Consider the following 19,199-nt stretch of genomic DNA (forward strand, 5'->3'; position numbering starts at 1 on the left):
GCAGGCGCGCGCGGGCATGATCGAGGTTGGTGCACCACCGCTGTAAACCCACGGGGCCGTGCCTCTTAATGGGTAGGGCGAGGTCGTCACCCGGCATACGGGCGGGGGGAGACAATGTCGGTGACAGACGCGTGTCGATCACTCACCTGCGTCCGTGAAGGCGCCTGGCCTGTTAATTGCTAGCGCTGAAAAGCCGGTAACACCTTTTCCAGCTCTTACTGCATTGCTGTACCGAGGTCAGTGTCATGAATCCAAGCACTCAGTATTCGACCCTCGCTGTCGCCGCACCCCGTCGCTTTGAATACTGGAAAGAAGTGGTCTGTCGCCATTGCCTGGCGGCCGACAGCAAACCCCTGTCCCAGAGCAGTTTCGATGGCGCGCTCGCGGTCAATGCGTTAGGCGCTCTGGACATCTGTTCGCTGTCATCGCCACTGCATTATTGGGAGCGTTCCGAGCAGCATCTGCGCAGCGGTCCGGCCGACGATTTATGGTTGGGGTTTGCCAGAAACGGTCATGGCCAGATTGAACAGGGCGGCAGGAAAGCCAGCCTGGCAACCGGTAATTTGTTTCTTTATGACGCAACGCAAGCGTTCCGATTCAGCCTCGGTGGTACCGAAAACCACCTGGTGCGCATCCCGCGAGCCCTGCTCAGTGAACGCCTGCCGCGTATTGCGGATTACACCGCGATGGTCCTCGATGATCGACGGCCTGGCGTGATCCCCTTGCGTGAAATGCTGCGCCACGCGGCCAATACGCCTGCTGCATTCCAGGATGAAGGCATCTCCAGTCGTTATTCAGAGGCGTTGCTCGACCTGCTGGTGATCAGCCTGGAACTTCAGGACCTGAAGGCCGTTCACCAGGAACTGGACCTCTACGGCCGCATCATGCAGTACATCCAACGCCATCTGGCCGAGCCGGACCTGTCGATCGAGGCCATCGCCCAAGCCCACAATGTTTCTACCCGCACCGTTACGCGTGCCTTTGCGCGCTACCAGAAGACCCCTGCGGCGGAGATCTGGAGAGAACGGCTGAATGCCAGCCGGGAAGCGATCGAGCGTGGCCAGGTGCGCAGTGTCTCGCAGGCCGCGCTGGATTTCGGGTTTTCTGACTTCTCGCATTTCAGCCATGCGTTTCGCAAGGAGTTCGGCGTCGCGCCCAACACGCTTTTGCAGCGAAATTGAGAGGGTGTGCCATTTGAAATCACCGAGCGCAACCTGCGCGGTATCGATAATGGCCTCGCGCCACCGTTGGTCGGATCTCCCCTCGCACCACTGAACGATTTTTGAAGGGCACCGCTCTATCTGCGCGGACATAATCAGGTGCTCACATGCAACATCCAATGCGGCGTTCCGCTGTGCAAAGCTGGGCTGAAATGTATGCCCAGGCCGTAAACCACGAGGATATTGAGGATCAATATTTCAAGTTGCTGAGCAGGGCCGACGATATGGAGAGCACCGGCCTCATCAATGGGAGAGAGTGGAGGAAGCTTGTTCGCCGAGCCGGCGAATACCTCGCCAGCACTGCAGAATAAGTCGATAGGGGAGCGCTAGCCGGCGCTCCTGTTCCTGGACATATCAACCTCAAACGTTATCTCGTCAGCGAGTTGCTGAACGCTCGAGCTGTCTGCCAGCTTGGCGAGGTTGATACCCGTCGTGCAAAACATCGATTCATGTTCTGGCTGCCTGACAAAAACGGTGGCCGTCCAGCCGTTGATCAGCACGCAATCCACCGTATGCCCCGGCAGACTCCGCTCCAGACCCTCAGTCAACGATATTTTCTTCCAGCTGTGCATGATGACGTACTAGCGTAAGTAGTGATGCACGATTGACCCGTGCGCGTGCAAAAAGTGCCAATAGGCCATCACTTTCAATCTTTGCGCTTGAGTACATTGGCATCCTGCTCATGCAGTTCGGCAAGCGCCCAACGATAGGCCTTGACCCAACCGAATACGGTCCACCCCGCGAGGAGATTGATCTTGAGCAAGGCACGCGGAGGGTTCGGATGGAGGAGGGCGACGCAGATCGATGGGTACATGTAGAGCAAAACGGCGCTGAGATAAAACAGGAAACTGGCTGCCAAGGCGATCGCCGTGTCACCCGTACAGATCAGAGAGCTGACGGCGCAGGTTGGGACAAGTACTGCCAGGCCAAATACCCTCATCGCCAGCTCTCCAGGCCAGCCGCTTTGGATCGCGGCTTTGAGAGCAGTGATATCACAATGCCTTGTCCTTGAACAGGCAAGCGCAAAAAACGGTCAGACCACGATTTTCAAGGGCTCAGGCGCAACAGACATCAGGATTCAGCCCCCGGCGGATGGCCGAAATACGCTTTATAGGCATGGCTGAAGTTGGCGGGGTTGGCATAGCCCACGCGGTGGGCAATCTGCGCCACGTGCCATTTGCGCTGACGCAACAGGGTGCGTGCCAGCTCCAGGCGCTGGTGGCGCACGTAATCGAGCATCGACTGACCATACACGCGGTTAAAGGCCCGTCTCAGGGTGGTTTCGCCCACACCCAACTGCCGTGCCAGCGCCTGGGTGCCGGGCGGGTTCATCAGGTTGGCGTCGAGCTGAAAGCGTGCTTCGTGTGCCAAGTCCGAATGGCTGCGCAGCGTGGCCGCAGGCTCGACCGGCGGCGCAGACAGATGCGCGGCCAGTTCCACCAGCACGGCCAGGCTCAGGCTTTCCTGGTTCAGCCGCTCCAGCGTGCCCTCGTAAGGTGAGTGATAAAGCCGCTCGAGCAAGCGCCCAACGGCGTGGCAGCCGTTCAGCTCTGAAAAGTGCATCCCATCACCAAGCAGCGTGGACAACGGTTGCAGTGCCGGGTCTTCTTCGGCCATCTCGCGCAGGTAGTCGCCACCGATGCGCAGCCCGGCCATGCGTGCACGGCTGCCAGCGGGCATCTGGTCCATGGCTTCCATGCTTTCGCTCAAACCCAGCACATGGGGGGCGCCGGGCGTGTAGTGATTCAGCACGCCGTCCACCCGATGCTGCCACTGCCCACCCAGCACTTGCACGATGCACACGCTGTCGGGCAGCACTTTATGGATGCTCAACGGCTCGGGGAACAGCAAGTCACAGTCGAAATACTGCAAGTACGGCTGCACCGTCTGCGCACGGTAATGCCCGATTGCGCTGCCCATGACCTGCCGCGCACTGTCATCGAATACGCCGGCCTGGGCGAGGGCCTCAGGATGATCAAAGCAGAATTGGGTATCGAGATACGGGTTGCGGCGGTCCATTGGATAAAGCGTCCGTCAGAGCTGGTTGGCAGCGTTGCATGATACCGACATCGGGCAACCGGATCAGTTGTTGTGAACCACGGCCTAATTGTTGTGCGCAGCGGCCGACCTGCTTGGCAGACCCTCGCGTGTTGATTTCAATGATCGGCTTTGAAACTTTGAGGAAGCGGATATGTTGATTTATCGCAAGTGGGCGGCCCTGCTCGGCCTGCTGCTGGCCGTGATGGCGGGGCTTGCCCACGCTGACAATCGCCCGGAAGTCGCGGAAAAAGTGCTGGCCTATGCCGGCGCGGGCGGTGTGAAGGTCTGGACCCTGCGCATCGGAGCGCGCAGTGACAACCAGGCGCTGGTGCAGGTGGAGGGCGTGGATCACGACTGGAACCTGAAGATCCAGAAAATGACCGTGGAGAAGACCGCCAAGGACACCCGCTACTCCACCCGCGTGGACGGCCAGAAATTCGTGGTGCTGGTGCTGCAACAAAGCTGGGGCGAGCTGTACTTGCCCGGCGAAGCCCAAGCGCTGAGCGTCGGCTATGACGAGTCGCTGTCCAGCCAAGGCAACGCGCAGGCGTTCCTGACCGATTATCTGCAGGCCAACTGAGCCATGGGCCGATTCGGACGCGGGTCATGGGCGCTGATGCTGCTGTTGTTACCGCTGGCGCTGATGGGCTGGGCCAGTGTGCAGGGCTGGCGCGCCGATGAGGTGCTGCGAGAGGCACAGGTCATCGACCCCGTCTGGATCCGTGTACGTCAGGCCCTGGCGGCGCTGGCGTACTGGCTGGCCCTTGCCGCGCTGGTGGCGGGGCCCGCGACGTGGCTCAAGCTGCGGCTGGACGCCTGGCGCGCGCGGCAATCCAGGGACTTTCTCTACGACCGCCTGCTCCTCTGCTGGCGTGCCCTGGGGCATTGGCTGGTGGCCTACACCGCGCTGCTGGTCGGCGCGCTGGCGCTGAGCCTGGCGTATGAACTGAGCTGGGGCTGGAGCCATTTCAAGGCTGGCGGCTGGTTCATGCTGCTGGTGGCGGTGCCGGTGCTTGGCGTGCTGTGGGCGGGGTGCCTGCTGATCAAGCGGCTGCGCCAGCAATGGCACGTGCTGGAGCACCCGTCCTCGGCATTTCTGGGGCAAACCCTGGGGCGCGACAAGGCCCCGGCCTTATGGGCGTGGATTGCGCAACTGGCGCATGCCGCCGGCGCGCCGGTGCCCGACCATATCGTGGTGGGCATCGACCAATCGTTTTTCGTGACCAGCGTCGATGTGGCGCTGCAACCGGCGGGCGAACGGCTCACCGGGCGCACCCTTTACCTGCCATTGACCTACCTTTCGACCCTGAGCCAGGCCGAGACGGCGTCGATCATCGGCCATGAGCTGGGCCATTTCAGCAGTCGCGACACCGAGCGCGGCAGCGCAATCGGCGCGCAGTTCAGCCTGATGTGCCGGCACTTTTCCTCTCTCAGTGCTGAGGCGGCCGACCCTGCGTGGATCGAGCGCCCGGCGCTCTGGATGACGCAGCGTTTCCTGCACCACTGGCACCTGGCGGTGCATCACTGGGGCCGTGCTCAGGAACTGGTCGCGGATCGAGTCGGCGGCAACATCGCTGGTGAGCGGCTGTTCTGCCAGGCGCTGCTGCGCGTGATTGCGCTGGACGCTGAAATCAACCGGCTGCTCGCCGAACACCACCCCAACCTGATCCAGGCCCTGGCCGACCACCTGCGCCATACCCCGTTGCGCTTGAACGACGCGGTGCTGGACCACGCCATCGCACACCCTTTTGATACGCACCCGCCAACGGTATTGCGCGTGCAGCAACTGGGCGTGGTGCTGGATGACGCGCTGCTGGCCCAGGCCACCCGAGTGCCCACTGAACACGACCGCCACTGGTTCAGTGAGCTCACCCGTATAACAAACCCTCAAGGAGAATGATCAATGACCCAACCCCGCGACCCGCTGTCGGACCTTGCCAGCGCACTCAGCCAGGACTATGCCGACTCCCGCGAGGCTCAGCGCGAGCGTGCGATAGCCGAACTGGAGCAGCTCATCCAGCGTGTACCCGAGCAGACCGAATTCACCAACTCGCGCCGCTACAAGCTGTGTGGCCCGCTGTTTTTGCTGATTGCGCTGGGCTTGCTGGGGTTCGCCCTGCATCGGGGCTCCACCGGCCTGGCCGTGTGTGCTGCGGTGATGGCGGTGGTGTTCGGGCTACTCACCTGGCAGCACCGCAACGCCGGGCAACACGCCTTTATGCGCCTGACCCGCCGCCAGCTGTTTGTCGACACCCTGAGCGCGCCGATCGAGCTGGCCGACATTGTCGATCTCGAGGTCAGTGAGCCAGGCTGGCTGACCGTGCAGAAACTGCTGTTGCGCGCGGAGGCGCCCCTGCCTGTGCACCGTTCCGCGCGACAGCTGTTCGGCAACCAGGCGCTGGCCCTGAAAAAGCCCCAGCCGCACGTCCTCATTCAATCCGCTGGCCTGATGCATGACGGCCGCACCCTGGAGTGCGACCAGATCGCCGAGATCCTCAACGCGTATTGCCAGGCTGCTCATGCACAGCAGCAGCTCGATGCCTTGCGCCAGGGCGCCCGGCACGATTCCTGAGTAGTTGAACCGGCTGCTGAGGATCAGCCCTGAGCGCATGCGCATCCGCTCGGGGCTCAAACCTGCCATTGCGCTATTTCTGCGGAACAGATGCAAACCCCGCAAAGTCTCCTTTAAATGCCAGAATCACTGCTGGAACGTTTTTGGAGAGTTTCATGCTGCGCACCTTTGAACAACGTCTCGACCCTTTCCCGCCTGACGAGGTACCGCCGCCGCCGGAAGGCCTTGCGCGGTTCCTGTGGGCCTGCACGCGAGGTGCACGCGGTTACATCCTCGCGCTTGCGCTGCTCAGTGCCGGTGTGTCGATTTACGAGGCCTGGCTGTTTTCGTTTCTCGGCCAGGTTGTGGACCTGCTCTCGACCTGGCAGGCCGGCGGCGAGGCGGCAGGGCAGGAGAGCCGCGTGGTGTGGGGTATCGCTATCGTATTGGTGACCAGCATCGGCTTGGTGGCCTTGCGCACGATGGTGCAGCACCAGGTCTTGGCGATCAATCTGCCGCTGCGGCTGCGCTGGGATTTTCACCGGTTGATGCTGCGCCAGAGCCTGTCGTTCTTCTCCGATGAGTTCTCCGGCCGCGTCACCACCAAAGTGATGCAGACCGCGCTGTCGGTGCGCGAGGTGCTGTTCACCCTGATCGAAATCGCACCCGGTATCGGCGTGTACTTCATCGCGATCATTGCGCTGGCCGCCGGCTTCGACCCCAAGTTGATGCTGCCTTTCATTGCCTGGCTGGCGTTGTTCGGCCTGGCCATGGCGTACTTCGTGCCGCGCCTTGGCAAAGTCGGGCAGGAACAGGCTGATGCGCGCTCATCCATGACCGGACGGATTTCGGACGCCTACACCAACATCACCACCGTGAAGCTGTTCTCTCACTCCAAGCGCGAAGCGCATTTTGCGCGCGCGGCGATGGAGGATTTCAAGCAGACCGGTTTTCGCCAGATGCGCCTGGTCAGCCAGTTCGAGATCGTCAACCAGGCCCTGGTGGTCGGGTTGATCATGGGGGCCGGCGGGTATGCGCTGTGGTTGTGGCACCAGGGCGAAGTCGGCACCGGCGCCGTGGCGGCCATTACCGCCATGGCATTGCGCATCAACGGCATGTCTCACTGGATCATGTGGCAGATGACCGCGCTGTTCGAGAACATCGGCACCGTGCAGGACGGCATGCAAACCCTGACCCGCGGCCCCAAGGTGCAGGATCTGCCCGACGCTCCCGCGCTCATCAGCACAGCCGGTGAGGTGACCTTCGACAATGTGAGCTTCAATTACAACGGCGAACGCCAGGTGCTCGATGGCCTGAACCTGACCATCCGCCCCGGCGAAAAGATCGGGCTGGTGGGGCGCTCCGGCGCCGGTAAATCGACGCTCATCAACCTGCTGTTGCGTTTCTACGACGTGGACAAGGGCGCGATTCGCATCGATGGGCAAAACATTGCTCATGTCACACAGGAAAGCCTGCGCAGCGTGATCGGCATGGTCACTCAGGACACGTCCCTGTTGCACCGCTCGATCCGCGACAACATCGCCTATGGCCGCCCCGACGCGACCGACGCGCAGATTCGCAGTGCCGCAGCCAGCGCCCAGGCCGATGAGTTCATCAGCCAGCTCAGCGACAAACAGGGCCACTCCGGCTACGACACGCTGGTGGGCGAGCGGGGCATCAAACTCTCCGGCGGCCAGCGTCAGCGCATCGCCATTGCCCGGGTCATGCTCAAAAACGCGCCGATCCTGCTGCTGGACGAAGCCACCAGCGCACTGGACTCGGAAGTCGAAGTCGCCATCCAGGAAAGCCTCGATGACATGATGCAAGGCAAGACGGTGATTGCCATTGCCCATCGGTTGTCGACCATTGCGGCCATGGACAGGCTTATCGTCATGGACAACGGACGCATCATCGAGCAGGGCACGCATACCCAATTGCTGGAAAAAAACGGTACCTATGCGCGGCTCTGGCATCACCAGAGCGGGGGCTTTTTGGGGGAGGATCAAGGCGTGGTCGAGGGGGTGGAATAAGAGGGGTATTGGCCGCCGTGAAATTTTTTGCGCGCTGCTTGAAATTGTCAGCCCGAACCTTTACCCACAGGGGCGGCGATGGACGCGGCGACGTCCCAGGTCATCAAGAGTTGGCTGATCGCGGCGTCGAGTGTGGCGTGGGGTACGTTGTCCCGCGCGAGGATTGAAACCCCCTGCAAGAAGCTGTCAAACACACTCGCCATCACCGCAGGCTGAGTATGTTGCGGCAACTGGCCGCTACGCACTGCGCGCTCCACACACGCGACAATCCCTGCCCGTGTGCGCAGGCGCGACTGGGTCAGCGCATCCGCCACCCGCGCATTTTCCGGGCTTGGCGCACTCATCACGCCCAGCGCGACCATGCAGCCCTTGGGGTGTCCCTCTTCGCACTGCATGCGGACTGACTGGCGCAGCGCAGTCTCGACGGCCTGGCGCGGTGGCAGGCTTTCGTCCCACAGGCATTCGGTGACTTGGGCGTAGGTTGTCAGATAGCGCTGCACGCACTCCTCGAACAACGCCTCCTTGGAACCGAACGCGGCATAGAAACTCGGCGCGGAGATTCCGCCGCCCAGGCCGGCCTTGAGCTGGGCCAGAGACGTGGCGTCGTAGCCGTGTTGCCAGAACAGGTGCAAAGCCTGTTCCACGGCGTGCTCACGGTCGAAGGTGCGGGGGCGGCCCATTTGTGCCATGTCAGGTCTCCGGTGGCAAGGTGAGATAAATACTAGTCGATACATAAGTCATTGACAACGCGCACCGGTCGCCTGCAATATTTATATCGATCAGTATATAAGTCTTGCCAAAGGAGTTTCCCGTGACCGCCTCACTCACCGTATCGGCCGCATCCGAGCGCTTGCCTATCGGCGCCTTGCTCGCCCTGGCCATGACCGGCTTCATCTGCATCGTCACCGAAACCCTGCCTGCCGGCCTGCTGCCGTTGATCAGCGATGGCCTGGCGATCTCGCCATCAATGGCTGGGCAGATGGTCACCGCCTATGCACTGGGTTCGGTGCTGGCGGTGATTCCCATGACGATTGCCACCCGTGGCTGGCGTCGGCGCAATGTGCTGCTGCTGACCATCGTCGGTTTCCTGCTATTCAACTCGATCACCGCACTGTCGTCCCACTATGGCGTAACGCTGGTAGCTCGTTTTTTTGCCGGGGTGGCGGCGGGGTTGGCCTGGAGCCTGTTGGCCGGTTACGCGCGGCGTATGGTTGCGCCCCACCAACAGGGCAAGGCACTTGCGTTGGCGATGGTCGGCACGCCGATTGCGCTGTCGTTGGGGGTGCCTTTGGGCACCTGGCTCGGTGGACTGGTGGGCTGGCGTACCACGTTCGGCCTGATGTCGGCGCTGAGCCTGGGGCTGATCGCCTGGGTACTGGTGAAAGTCCCGGACTACGCGCCGCAGCCCGCCCACCAACGCGTGTCCCTGCGCAAGGTGCTGACTACGCCGGGCGTGCGCCCGGTGTTGGCGGTGGTGATCAGCTGGATGCTGGCACACAACATTCTGTACACCTATATCGCGCCGTTCGTGGCGCCGGCGGGGTTGGCGGAGCGTGTCGACCTGGTGCTGTTGGTATTCGGGATTGCCGCGCTGGTGGGGATTTGGATCACGGCTAAATTGGTTGAACCGTTACTGCGCAAGACCGTGTTGGTCAGCCTGGCAAGCTTTGCGCTCATCAGTGTGGTGTTCGGTTTGCTGGGAAATGTGCCGCAGGTGATCTACCTCGGCGTAGCGGTATGGGGCTTGAGCTTTGGCGGCGCCGCGACCTTGCTGCAAACCGCCCTGGCGGATGCGGCGGGCGATGGCGCGGACGTGGCGTTGTCACTCAACGTGGTGGCGTGGAACAGCGCGATTGCCGGCAGCGGCGTGGTGGGGGGCGTGTTGCTGGACACCTGGGGTGTGGCGGCGTTTCCGTGGGCGATGCTGGCATTGATCGGCGTTGCGCTCCTGATTACCGTGGCGGCGCACGCCCATGGCTTCAAGCCGGGGGCGCGTAGCGCAGGCAAGCCAGCCGTGGCCGGCCATTGAGAGAAAAGCGGCCGCCGGTGAATGGCGGCCGGTTTCTTCAAGGGATCAACCGCGCTTCACGCAACTGATCGAATACCTCAAAAAACGCCTGGTCGCTGGCCTGGTAGGCGGTAAACCCCATCTTCCGGCTCTTGGACATATCGGTGACCACCTCGATCGGGCGCCCCAGGTCGGCATCGGTGTGCCAGGGCGAGACCAGGCGGCTGATGTCGGTTTCCTTCAGCCCGTGTCTGGCTGCGATCTCGCTCCAGGCCGTCTGATCATTGGCCATCTGGCTCTCAAGCGGCGAGGGTTTGGCCGGGAACGCTGCGGGTACAAGGCCAAAATAATCGGCGATCTGCGCCCACATCCATTTCCAGCGGAACACATCGCCATTAGTGATGTTGAACGCCTGGTTGGCCGCCGCCGGCGTGGTGGCCGCCCATAGCTGCTGCTGGGCCAACTGGCGCGCATCGGTCATGTCGGTGAGGCTGTCCCATTGCACGCGGGAACCGGGGAATACAAACGGGCGTGCGGTGTGTTTGCAGACACTGGCATAGACGGCGAGGGTGGTTGCCATGTTCATGGCGTTGCCCACCGCCACGCCGGTGACGGTATGGGGGCGATGCACGCTCCAGGTGAAACCGTCCTTTTTTGCGGCGGCGAACACTTCGTCTTCCTGGGCGTAGTAGAAGTTCTCCACGTCCAGGCGGCCTTGTTCTTCGCGGAACGGCGTTTGCGGCAGGCTGCCCTTGCCGTAGTTTTCGAACGGTCCGAGGTAATGCTTCAGGCCGGTGACCAACGCCACATGCTGCACGCTTGCGGCGGGGCGCACGGCGTCAAGCACGTTGCGCACCATGGCCGCGTTGACACGGATGTTCTCGGCTTCGGTGGCCTGGCGTGACCAGGTGGTGATGAACACATGGGTGGGTTTCAAATCGGCCAGGGCCTGTTGCAGCGATGCAGGGTCCTGCAAGTCGGCGGCCACCGGACTCACGCCGGGTACTTGCGAGGGGTGGCGGGACAGCGCTGCGACCTGCCACTGTTGGTCGAGCAGTAACTGGGTGATGGCGCTGCCAACGATACCGCTGGCCCCGACGACTAATGCAGTCTTGGTCATAAAATTCTCCCGAAGATGTAGGGTTCTGAGCCTCTACGTGTGGGAGAGGTTCAACCTTATCCGCCAGTCTCGTCCTAGGTGCTTTAAGGTCGATACCGGCTTCAATGTTGAAACGATTGGCGTAAAAACTCGCTGATCAGCCCCACCACCTGTTGCTGAATCACCGCCCTCGGCCGAGCCCCTTCACCATCGCGGCAAATCATGCCGTCGCCCGGCGAGCTCTCCTCAATCAACGCCATGCCGCCCGGCTTGCAGATCGACATGAAACTGAAGTGGGTGGCATCGGCGATCTCCACGTATTTCGTGGTTGCTTCAGGCAGGCGCTTGACCAGGGCGGCGGACTCCAGCTGCGGGTCCATATCCTCTGAAGGCACGCCCCCTGCAATGACCAGCGCCGGTACCGGCAGCGTCGCCAGGCTCATGTCGGTGAAGCCGCGTGACAGGCCCAGGTCCAAGGACACTATGGCGCTGACGCGTTTGTCGCTCAAATCGGCGGCCAACCGAGCCTTGCCGGCTGGCGTGCCGGCGGGGTTCATCGCCTGATAGCCGATGCAGCCGCCGAGCTTGGGGTGGGCGCTGCAGTCACGGCTGAACAGGTCGGGATCGAAGCGTGCTCCGGCGGTTTCCAGCACGGTCCAGCCGCCAAGGGAATGGCCAACGGCAGCAATCTGGCCAGCCGCGACCGCGCCAAATGCCTTCGGCTGAGCCAGCACTGCATCAATCGCGCGGCTCAGGTCGGTCGGGCGTAACCACAACTGCGCAGCGGTGTGTGGGTTGCGATCCTTGGAGGTGGTGCCCGGGTGGTTGACCGCCGCGACGATGTACCCCTGATGCGCCAGCGCACTGGCCAGCCACACCTGATTGCCCCAGTTACCGCCATAACCATGGGAGAGCACCACCAACGGATGTTCACCGGCCGCCGGCGGGGCGTCGGGTACGGCGAGGGCCCCGATGAACACCGCGTTGTCGGCGATCAGCGTGGGGGTGGCCGTGGTGGTGGCGGGGTACCAGACGGCCAGTTCGAGTGGTCGGTTGTTTTGTGCGTCGGGCAGGGTGACGGTGTTGAAACCGACTGGGTTTTCGGCGGCGAAGGCGGGGGCGGTCAGGCACAGCAGGAGCAGGGCGTGCAGGGCGGTTTTCATTGTGGTTATCGTCCTTGATTCGGGGGGGGCATCATGACCTGAATTCCCCGTTCAGTGCCATGAGCTGCGCGCCGTTTTTCATCCATACCCGTAGTAGCCCTGGCTGAGCGCGCGCTCGGGCTGGCGGTCTAGATTTCGTCATATTTTTGCAATGAAAAAATGCGATTTTTTCCGCGGAAAGAGGACGTAGCAGTGTGCTAAACCAATCTAAGTACATGTTTTAATTATGTAAAATTGATTTTAAGGAAGGCCGATGTCGGTGTGTTGTCAGAAAAGCCGGGAAGCGTTTGAACGTACGCTGCAAGCGCGGATTCCGGAGGGTATCGCCCATGCGCTGAAGCTGTCTTCGAACGTCTCGGCAGCTCACGCTATGACCCACGTGTCATGAGAGTGGTGACCTCGGGTTCGGCGTACCTGGACATCGACGCGTATGCCTGTTGCATTGCGTACGCCGAGCTGTTGAATCACCAAGGTGTTGATGCTCGGGCCGTCAGTAGCGCCCCGCTCAATGTCAGCATCTCCAGAACCGTGCTCGGATGGCAATCATCTCTGGACGATTATCTGCCGGGAGCGGGTGATGAGTTCGTGTTGGTGGATGTCTCCGACTACCACCATTTCGACCCGCTGGTGGTTCTTGAACAGGTGGTGGAAGTCATTGACCATCACCCAGGCTTTGAAAACCATTGGGCGCAGAAGCTCGGATCTGCGGCAGACATCCTGCCGATCGGTGCAGCGGCGACTCTGATTTTTCAGCGTTGGGAAGCGGCAGGGCTGTTGCCGCTGATCAGCGAAAAAAGTGCTGCGTTGCTGGCCACGGCAATTCTGGACAATACCCTGAATTTTACAGGGCAGTTGACCACCCCATCGGATATCCGGGCTTATGAAGTCCTCGCATGCCGGGCGAAACTGGAAGCCGACTGGCCCGAGCGATATTTCTCCGAGTGTCAGGCCACTATCGAGTCAGACCTGATTGGCGCGTTGGCTGGTGATTTGAAGCGGCTGAAAGCCGATAGCAACCTGCCGCAGGTTTTCGCGCAGATGGCGGTGTGGGATGCCAGTGCGCTCATCCGAACGCATCGTTCAACGATCGGTCACTGGCTGACGGCGCAGGGTGGAGACTGGCTGTTAAACGTCATCAGCATCCGCGAGTGCAAAAGCTACTTTCTGGCTGAGCCCTTGGTCAGCCAACAAAAGTTGAGCGATTTGCTGTCGATCGAATGGCAGGCCGGAATGGCTGTGCTTGAACACGCGCTGCTACGTAAGGAACTGTTGAAGCTGGGGTTGGCCCGCATCTGCATTAAAAACGGGTAGCGTCGCCAAAGCCCGCATCATGCAAAAGCCGGCCGCCTCATAATGGAGAGGGCCAACACCTTTTCGCTACTAAACGAGAGGGTGGCAGCTGTACGCAGGTTAGTAGACCGGGGAAACACACAAAGCCGGCGCGCCCGAGGGCGCCCTGCGCACAGCCACCATCAAGTACAGACAAGAACATCTGATCGATGAGGCTCATGCACTTCATGTTGTCACGCGGGCTACTAAACCCGATCACTGAGTTGTCAGTGACCAGGCCACCTTAGAGACGCCCACTCAAGCGCACAAGCCGGCGGATTCAGACGCAACTGTAGGCAATGGAGCAAGGCGCCGAGGCTTCTAACTGGGCTTGAGCGAAAAGGGGGCGGGAATCCTTCAGAAGTAAATCCGTCCCCTTTTCGGACGCTATTTCAGCGGGACATACACATCGGTCTGCCACTGATCCTGCGGCGTCTCGGGGTAAACGCTCAGGTAATGGAAGAACAGGGGATGGTCGCGAAGCTCCTCGCCACTGGCAGGCAACCAATCGCGATAAATCGGATAGATCGTTTCGCCGATATGATCCGGCGACCCCACATGCCGCACCACCACGCATCGCCCAGCCGGAATGACGCGCTCATGCACGCCAAACGCATTCGGCGCCACAGCCTCGTCAATCTCGCCACAGATGACAAAACGAAATTCCTCCGGCGGGGTGGTATCGGGGTTGTTATAGGGAATGCCAAACGTGCGGCTCGACGCCACCGGCGACTGGCCGCTGTGCTTGCGCCATTCGATAAACTGGCTGGTCGTCTGATTGACAAGCCCGGCGGGCCCGCGATGCTCAAGCGCGGCGACCTGGGTTTCAGTGAATTCTACGATGCGCAGTTGCATGATGATCGTCCTGGAAAAGTGAGGGATGGCGAACACCGCATTCCAGGTCTGCCAGTTCGGCGCCTTCCTGAACGCACTCGGCGCCATACCGAACGCCCGCCGAAACGCCCGGCTGAACGCCTCCGGGCTTTCAAAACCGGCACTGAGCGCGGCATCCAGCACCGAATACTCGGCAAGGCCCGCCAAGCTATGGGCCGCGCGACGCAGACGCATCAGCTGCACATACCGTGACACCGGCACGCCGACAAACGCAGTGAACTGTCGATGGAAGTGAAACGCCGAAAAGTTCGCCACCTGGCTCAACGTATTCACCGACAGGTCACCTTCGAGATTGGCTTCGATATAGGCGAGGACGACGTTGAAACGTTTGGTGTAGGCGAGATGGCTGGGCGTTTCGGACACTGGAAGAAACTCCTGGAGGGGCGGTCGGCGATAGAGTCGCCTACAGCGAGGGGGGCGTGCCTAGCCGGGTTTGCTCAAGGTGCGATTGGGCTGCTCACCAAAAACCAGAAAGCCCGCCAAAGCGGGCTTTTTCACAGCTTAAATCACATCAGGTAACAATGGGCGAAGCAAACCTGCGCTTCTAATCGAAAAGGGGGGCGAATTTATTTTGGCTTTTTTTACGGGAAGAAGTCGGCCAGCAACGGACATTCAAAAAGCACCCAGCTGTCGTACCATCGGCATGTCGACAAAACGGAGGTTGATATGGGAAATGGTCATGGCAAACGAGTCGTTGTCATTGGTGCAGGCATTGTAGGCGCGTCACTTGCGTATCACCTGGCTGGTAAAGGTGCGAATGTCATCTTGGTCGAGGCGCAAGGTATAGCGTCTGGAGTAACTGGGAGCTCATTCGCCTGGATCAATACCACACACCCCGAACCTGACCCAATTGCGCAACTGCGCGCTTCTGCCATCAAAGAGTACCGCCGACTCGAAACACAGTTGCCTGGCATGGAAATACGATGGACAGGCGCCTTGTCATACAGCGTGATGCCGAATGCGGCGCTGTCGGCTTCGGGTAAGCAGGCATCGGATCACTGGGTCTCTCGATCGCAGATTCTCGACCTTGAGCCAAATCTTAAGAATCCTCCGGAGGCTGCTTTATTTGTGGCGCAAGAAGGGGCGCTCGACGCAGTGGCAGCTACGCATGCGTTAATCGCGGGCGCCGAGGCATATGGGGCGAAGATTCGCACTCAGACGCGAGTTCTCGGTTTTGTAACGCAGGGTGCAAAGGTGTCCGGGGTTGAAACAACAATAGGCTGCATCGATGCCGATATCGTCGTATTAGCAGCCGGGACAGGTATAACGAAACTGACAGATATGCTTGAGGTGTCCCTACCAATAGAGGCCTCGCCTGCCATTTTCATCCGCTACAAACCACAACCCAACCTCGTGCATACCCTGATCTCCAGCCCCGAAATGGAAGTGAGGCAAAGCTCGGACGGTGCGTTGCTGGCGGCAGAAGATTACCTGGACGAAGCCATGGAGAACCAACCGTTAGCGATCGCACTTCGAACTGCCAAGACAATCCGGAACGAACTCCATGGGGTCAATTCAATAGATGTGGAGAGCGCTTGTGTCGGACTCAGACCCATACCTGCCGATGGTATCCCCATTATCGGTTATCTACCCAAGGTGGTCGGCGCGTATGTTTGCGCAATGCACCCCGGAATTACTTTGGCGGCGATAGTCGGGCGCCTTGCCAGCGAGGAAATCATTGACGGCGTGGCGTCCAGTGCCCTTTACCCATGCCGGCCCGATAGATTTTTCCAAGCTTAGTGGCTGCTCCTGTGAGACAGGTATCGGCCAAGAGCAGACCTTCCTTAAATCTCCAAATAGGTTTACAAACCAGATACGTTCACAAGCTTAGGCGAGGCGGTATGACCCTTTCCAAGGGCAGTATCATAAAACTGATCACTATTGACCGGGCAGCGGTGGTACTCAGGGACTGGATGAACTCTCGGGAGGCGGCTCCTGGAGATATCGCCGTGGTGGAAAGGGTTTCAATGGGGGAGGCTGGATGTACCGTTCTCTTGTTGTGCGAGCCAGAAGTAGGATTCCTTGAGTGGAGAGCGTCATATTTTGAGGCTGGGTTGACCTATGAGGTGCTTAGCAGTCCCACTGACGTCGCCTCTTGAATGTCTGCTCAGGGTCGGTTGCAGCCCTTCACAGAAGGCAATAGTCGGCTAAAAGCGCGCATTGAACATCTACGAATTCAGGACCGATTCAATATGCCGATCAAACCCAATCAACACTTCCCAGTGACGTTAGTCCGCGCTCAACAAAGTGACTTGAACGATCTTGTTGCCATTCGAATTGAGGCCATGCGCGAAAGTTTGGAGCGCATCGGGCGATTTGATCCAGTGCGGGCGCGCGAGCGGTTTGTTCGCTGCTTTGAAGCCCACAACACACATTACATTGAGCTTGCTGGAGAAAGGGTTGGCTTTGTAGTGGTCAAACACCACCCCACTGAACTTGTGCTCGACCACTTATACGTGAGGCCGAGCGCGCAAAGTTCGGGGATCGGCTCTGCGGTGCTCACTCAGATTTTCAAAGCTGCGGATGCGGCTGCACTCCCGATCAAGGTAGGTGCCCTCAAAGAAAGTGCCTCGAATCGTTTTTACACTCGCCATGGCTTCCAGTTCGTCGAAAGCAGTGAATTCGACAATTACTATGTCCGTCAACACCTTACGGCGTGCATCGCACCTTGCCAGCCAGGTGAAATGATTTGAATCCAGCGCATGCCTTCTAGATAATTCCCGCCTTTGGCTCGAAAGGATGCGTGCGATGAAGTTCGAAGGGACTTTCCAATACATAGGCAATCACGGGATCGTGTTCAACGTCTCGCAGATCACTCTCACCGACAGCGAACGCGGACGCCTGCGCGAGTTGCATTTTGGCGAGGCGAAAAGCGCCCACTACGAGGTCAACCGCAAGGTGGTCGAGGTGTACGACAAGATGCTGGCCAAGAACCTGCCGTGCCTGATGATGATCGGCATTTCCAAGCCGCTGACCCGGCAGCAGGGCGATGTTCTCAACGCTCAACGCACCAAAATCGCCAACCTTGCGGCCTCGGCGTTCGCTGGCGCCACCTCTTATGTTGCCTCCCCCTATGTGGGTGCCCCGGTCGGCGCCGGTGTGCGCATGTACGTGAATGAAACCCTCCCGACCTATCATGCAGGCGACGTACTGGTGAGTATTGAGGCGCAGGTGAATGGCGGCATCGGCCCGCAACGTACCGCCTCGACACTGATCATCAAGACCTGACGGGAGAAACACGTGTCTGATATCACCCAACTGGTCGTTGCTCTGGTGCTGTTCTTTCTGATCGATCGGTTTCTCAAATCGTACCCGCTTCGCAAATGGTTAGGGGTACTGCTGGTAGTGATGGGGGCGGTCGGCTGCGTTACCGCGAGCCAAATCCACTTGTCTGGATTCGACCTGGGGTTGCTGTCGGTCTTTGCCGTTGCACTGGGGGTGGGGTTGTTCCTAAAGCGGCGGCGATTCGAGCAGAGGGGGTGAGGGTGGCAGGCGTTTTCATTGATTCGCGCTCTGAAGCCCTGTCTAGTGCTCGCTGAATACGCCTTTTTGTTGATTTCGTTACCTCCTCCTGAAAAACAGATCAGAAGGTATAAACCTATTTTAGAACTAGACATTGTTCAGGAATAAATCCATCCCCTTTTCGCAAAGGAATTTACGTGTTCAAGATTTTCGCTTCTGCACTTGCCTTCACGTGCCTGTTCGGCTGCAGTCAACAACCCCTTGTTCATACCGAAAAGCCCCTCTCCACCCTTCAGGAACAAGAACACGCCCTGATGATCGGTAAATGGTATGGCGAAGCAACAACCCTCGACGGTAAACGTATGCAGCAACTGAGTGAGCGTCGAGCCAATGGCACCTTCATCGTGATGTTTCGCGTGACCGACAAATCCGGCCAATGGTTTGAGCAACAGGAATTCGGCCTATGGGGTGTTTCCGGCAAGATCTACTTCACCATCACTACCGGGAAAAAAGTGGGGGATCTGATTGCTCCCGCCAACCCAGGAAACCCTCATCTGAATGACGCGTATGAAATCATTGAGCTAACCGCCACTACTTATCGGAGCAAGGCGCAAGACGGCGGTGACGACTTCACCCAAAAAAGAGTGGATGACGGGTTTCAGCTGCCAGCTATTCCGGTGGTCAATCCTTGATAATCGCTACCGCGCTCCGCTTGGGTAAGCAGCACTAGACGCGTTGTGTCCGGCCGTCGGGAAGGGGACAGTATGTAGAAGATCGCGCGCCGACCTTAGATGTAAGAGGTCGCTGGGCTTTTGCATAAGGTGGCAGCTCGGAGATCTTTTTTTGACCGGCAGAAGTCAGCCAAAAGCAGTCGTTGAAATTGGCCTAAGTATGTTGTCTAGTCCTGAAATAGGTTTACACCCATTTCAGACTCAAAACGCCCGATGCACCGCATTGGGCGTTTTGTATTTCTGGGACAGATGTGGCCGTTCCCCGTTGTAGATCAGCACCGACTCATCCACCATTTTCACTGCGTCCGCCAAATTTTTAGGGCGATACAGCAGGAACTCGATTTCCGTAAATGCTGACCGACCGCTATTGGCCGAAAGCTTCCATCCGGTAAGCGATTAATCAACCTAGGTTCGAGTAATCCGAAAGCGATCCTGATCTTCACTGCATTCCTTGCGCAATCAGTGATCCCCAGCCACCCACATGCCGCAATTTTCCCTTTGGGATGGATGTTCAATCGATGCTGTGCCGGATTGTTGTCGGCGACGACGGTGTTGTTGATGGCACGCCCGACTTGGGTCGACGCTTTTCAGCGCCGAGTGAGGTTAAACCTGTTGTAAAAAGGCACCTATGCCCCCGCTCACGAGCGTCGCTACAATGCCCCCCCACACTTC

General features: G+C 59.6%; 19 protein-coding genes and 2 pseudogenes. 13 read left to right on the forward strand and 8 right to left on the reverse strand.

Annotation, left to right across the window (positions count from 1 at the left end):
- Positions 1–245 precede the first annotated feature (245 nt).
- On the forward strand, positions 246–1,181 hold the full coding sequence (locus ACQRBV_RS19480) for a helix-turn-helix domain-containing protein (protein ID WP_090370440.1): 936 nt from the start codon (positions 246–248) through the stop codon (positions 1,179–1,181).
- Positions 1,182–1,546: 365 nt separating this feature from the next.
- Here ACQRBV_RS19480 and ACQRBV_RS19485 read toward each other — a convergent pair whose 3' ends face one another.
- The 3 genes from ACQRBV_RS19485 to ACQRBV_RS19495 form a co-directional block, all read right to left on the reverse strand.
- Positions 1,547–1,792 carry a hypothetical protein gene (locus ACQRBV_RS19485; RefSeq protein ID WP_060752489.1) on the reverse strand — a complete coding sequence of 82 codons (246 nt, stop codon included), beginning with the start codon at positions 1,790–1,792 and terminating at the stop codon, positions 1,547–1,549.
- Positions 1,793–1,866: 74 nt separating this feature from the next.
- A complete protein-coding gene (locus ACQRBV_RS19490) occupies positions 1,867–2,079 on the reverse strand; it encodes a superinfection immunity protein (RefSeq protein ID WP_411984330.1) in 213 nt (70 codons plus the stop codon).
- Between the two features lie 212 nt (positions 2,080–2,291).
- Positions 2,292–3,239, reverse strand: coding sequence for a helix-turn-helix transcriptional regulator (locus tag ACQRBV_RS19495; RefSeq protein ID WP_090370447.1), 948 nt, complete (start codon positions 3,237–3,239; stop codon positions 2,292–2,294).
- Positions 3,240–3,411: 172 nt separating this feature from the next.
- Here ACQRBV_RS19495 and ACQRBV_RS19500 point away from each other — a divergent pair, with 172 nt between their 5' ends.
- The 4 genes from ACQRBV_RS19500 to ACQRBV_RS19515 all read left to right on the forward strand — a co-directional run bounded on the left by ACQRBV_RS19500 (position 3,412) and on the right by ACQRBV_RS19515 (position 7,841).
- Entirely contained in the window at positions 3,412–3,840 is a 429-nt protein-coding gene (locus tag ACQRBV_RS19500) for a hypothetical protein (RefSeq protein WP_244699452.1), read from the forward strand.
- A 36-nt stretch (positions 3,841–3,876) separates the two neighbouring features.
- Positions 3,877–5,160 carry a M48 family metallopeptidase gene (locus ACQRBV_RS19505; protein WP_427877927.1) on the forward strand — a complete coding sequence of 428 codons (1,284 nt, stop codon included), beginning with the start codon at positions 3,877–3,879 and terminating at the stop codon, positions 5,158–5,160.
- A gap of 3 nt (positions 5,161–5,163) precedes the next feature.
- Positions 5,164–5,832 carry a hypothetical protein gene (locus ACQRBV_RS19510; RefSeq protein ID WP_411984328.1) on the forward strand — a complete coding sequence of 223 codons (669 nt, stop codon included), beginning with the start codon at positions 5,164–5,166 and terminating at the stop codon, positions 5,830–5,832.
- A gap of 155 nt (positions 5,833–5,987) precedes the next feature.
- On the forward strand, positions 5,988–7,841 hold the full coding sequence (locus tag ACQRBV_RS19515) for an ABC transporter ATP-binding protein (RefSeq protein WP_411984327.1): 1,854 nt from the start codon (positions 5,988–5,990) through the stop codon (positions 7,839–7,841).
- Between the two features lie 47 nt (positions 7,842–7,888).
- Here the strand turns inward: ACQRBV_RS19515 and ACQRBV_RS19520 are convergent, their stop codons facing one another.
- Positions 7,889–8,530, reverse strand: a complete 642-nt coding sequence (locus ACQRBV_RS19520) for a TetR/AcrR family transcriptional regulator (RefSeq protein ID WP_090370454.1) — start codon at positions 8,528–8,530, stop codon at positions 7,889–7,891.
- Positions 8,531–8,652: 122 nt separating this feature from the next.
- On the opposite strand from ACQRBV_RS19520, the gene ACQRBV_RS19525 reads away from it, so the two are divergent.
- Positions 8,653–9,870: an MFS transporter gene (locus ACQRBV_RS19525; protein ID WP_090370455.1), complete on the forward strand. Its 1,218-nt coding sequence runs from the start codon at positions 8,653–8,655 to the stop codon at positions 9,868–9,870.
- 37 nt (positions 9,871–9,907) lie between these two features.
- Here the strand turns inward: ACQRBV_RS19525 and ACQRBV_RS19530 are convergent, their stop codons facing one another.
- Both ACQRBV_RS19530 and ACQRBV_RS19535 read right to left on the reverse strand, forming a co-directional pair.
- On the reverse strand, positions 9,908–10,969 hold the full coding sequence (locus ACQRBV_RS19530; RefSeq protein WP_411984326.1) for an SDR family oxidoreductase: 1,062 nt from the start codon (positions 10,967–10,969) through the stop codon (positions 9,908–9,910).
- Between the two features lie 101 nt (positions 10,970–11,070).
- Positions 11,071–12,111, reverse strand: a complete 1,041-nt coding sequence (locus tag ACQRBV_RS19535; RefSeq protein WP_411984325.1) for an alpha/beta hydrolase family protein — start codon at positions 12,109–12,111, stop codon at positions 11,071–11,073.
- Positions 12,112–12,495: 384 nt separating this feature from the next.
- Here ACQRBV_RS19535 and ACQRBV_RS19540 point away from each other — a divergent pair, with 384 nt between their 5' ends.
- Complete coding sequence (locus ACQRBV_RS19540) at positions 12,496–13,422, forward strand: DHH family phosphoesterase (protein WP_161550283.1); 927 nt, start codon at positions 12,496–12,498, stop codon at positions 13,420–13,422.
- Positions 13,423–13,827: 405 nt separating this feature from the next.
- Here ACQRBV_RS19540 and ACQRBV_RS19545 read toward each other — a convergent pair whose 3' ends face one another.
- Positions 13,828–14,697 (reverse strand): AraC family transcriptional regulator, encoded by an 870-nt coding sequence (locus ACQRBV_RS19545; protein ID WP_411984324.1) that lies wholly within the window; start codon positions 14,695–14,697, stop codon positions 13,828–13,830.
- 303 nt (positions 14,698–15,000) lie between these two features.
- Between ACQRBV_RS19545 and ACQRBV_RS19550 the strand changes: the two genes are divergently transcribed.
- The 5 genes from ACQRBV_RS19550 to ACQRBV_RS19570 all read left to right on the forward strand — a co-directional run bounded on the left by ACQRBV_RS19550 (position 15,001) and on the right by ACQRBV_RS19570 (position 18,488).
- Complete coding sequence (locus tag ACQRBV_RS19550; protein ID WP_411984323.1) at positions 15,001–16,074, forward strand: NAD(P)/FAD-dependent oxidoreductase; 1,074 nt, start codon at positions 15,001–15,003, stop codon at positions 16,072–16,074.
- A gap of 452 nt (positions 16,075–16,526) precedes the next feature.
- Positions 16,527–17,027 carry a GNAT family N-acetyltransferase gene (locus ACQRBV_RS19555; RefSeq protein ID WP_411984322.1) on the forward strand — a complete coding sequence of 167 codons (501 nt, stop codon included), beginning with the start codon at positions 16,527–16,529 and terminating at the stop codon, positions 17,025–17,027.
- Between the two features lie 55 nt (positions 17,028–17,082).
- Complete coding sequence (locus ACQRBV_RS19560) at positions 17,083–17,562, forward strand: hypothetical protein (protein ID WP_104994048.1); 480 nt, start codon at positions 17,083–17,085, stop codon at positions 17,560–17,562.
- A gap of 12 nt (positions 17,563–17,574) precedes the next feature.
- The gene (locus ACQRBV_RS19565) at positions 17,575–17,817 is read left to right on the forward strand and encodes a hypothetical protein (RefSeq protein ID WP_411984321.1); all 243 of its coding nucleotides are present in this window, start codon (positions 17,575–17,577) and stop codon (positions 17,815–17,817) included.
- Between the two features lie 176 nt (positions 17,818–17,993).
- Positions 17,994–18,488, forward strand: coding sequence for a hypothetical protein (locus ACQRBV_RS19570; RefSeq protein ID WP_244383292.1), 495 nt, complete (start codon positions 17,994–17,996; stop codon positions 18,486–18,488).
- A 240-nt stretch (positions 18,489–18,728) separates the two neighbouring features.
- Here ACQRBV_RS19570 and ACQRBV_RS19575 read toward each other — a convergent pair.
- Positions 18,729–18,866 (reverse strand): annotated as a pseudogene (locus ACQRBV_RS19575) (IS3 family transposase); the annotation flags it as partial.
- 66 nt (positions 18,867–18,932) lie between these two features.
- On the opposite strand from ACQRBV_RS19575, the pseudogene ACQRBV_RS19580 reads away from it, so the two are divergent.
- Positions 18,933–19,145: pseudogene (locus ACQRBV_RS19580) on the forward strand (hypothetical protein); the annotation flags it as partial.
- Between the last annotated feature and the right edge of the window lie 54 nt (positions 19,146–19,199).

Origin of the sequence: Pseudomonas sp. R11F (assembly GCF_050312575.1) — a bacterium.
Taxonomy (GTDB): domain Bacteria; phylum Pseudomonadota; class Gammaproteobacteria; order Pseudomonadales; family Pseudomonadaceae; genus Aquipseudomonas; species Aquipseudomonas palleroniana.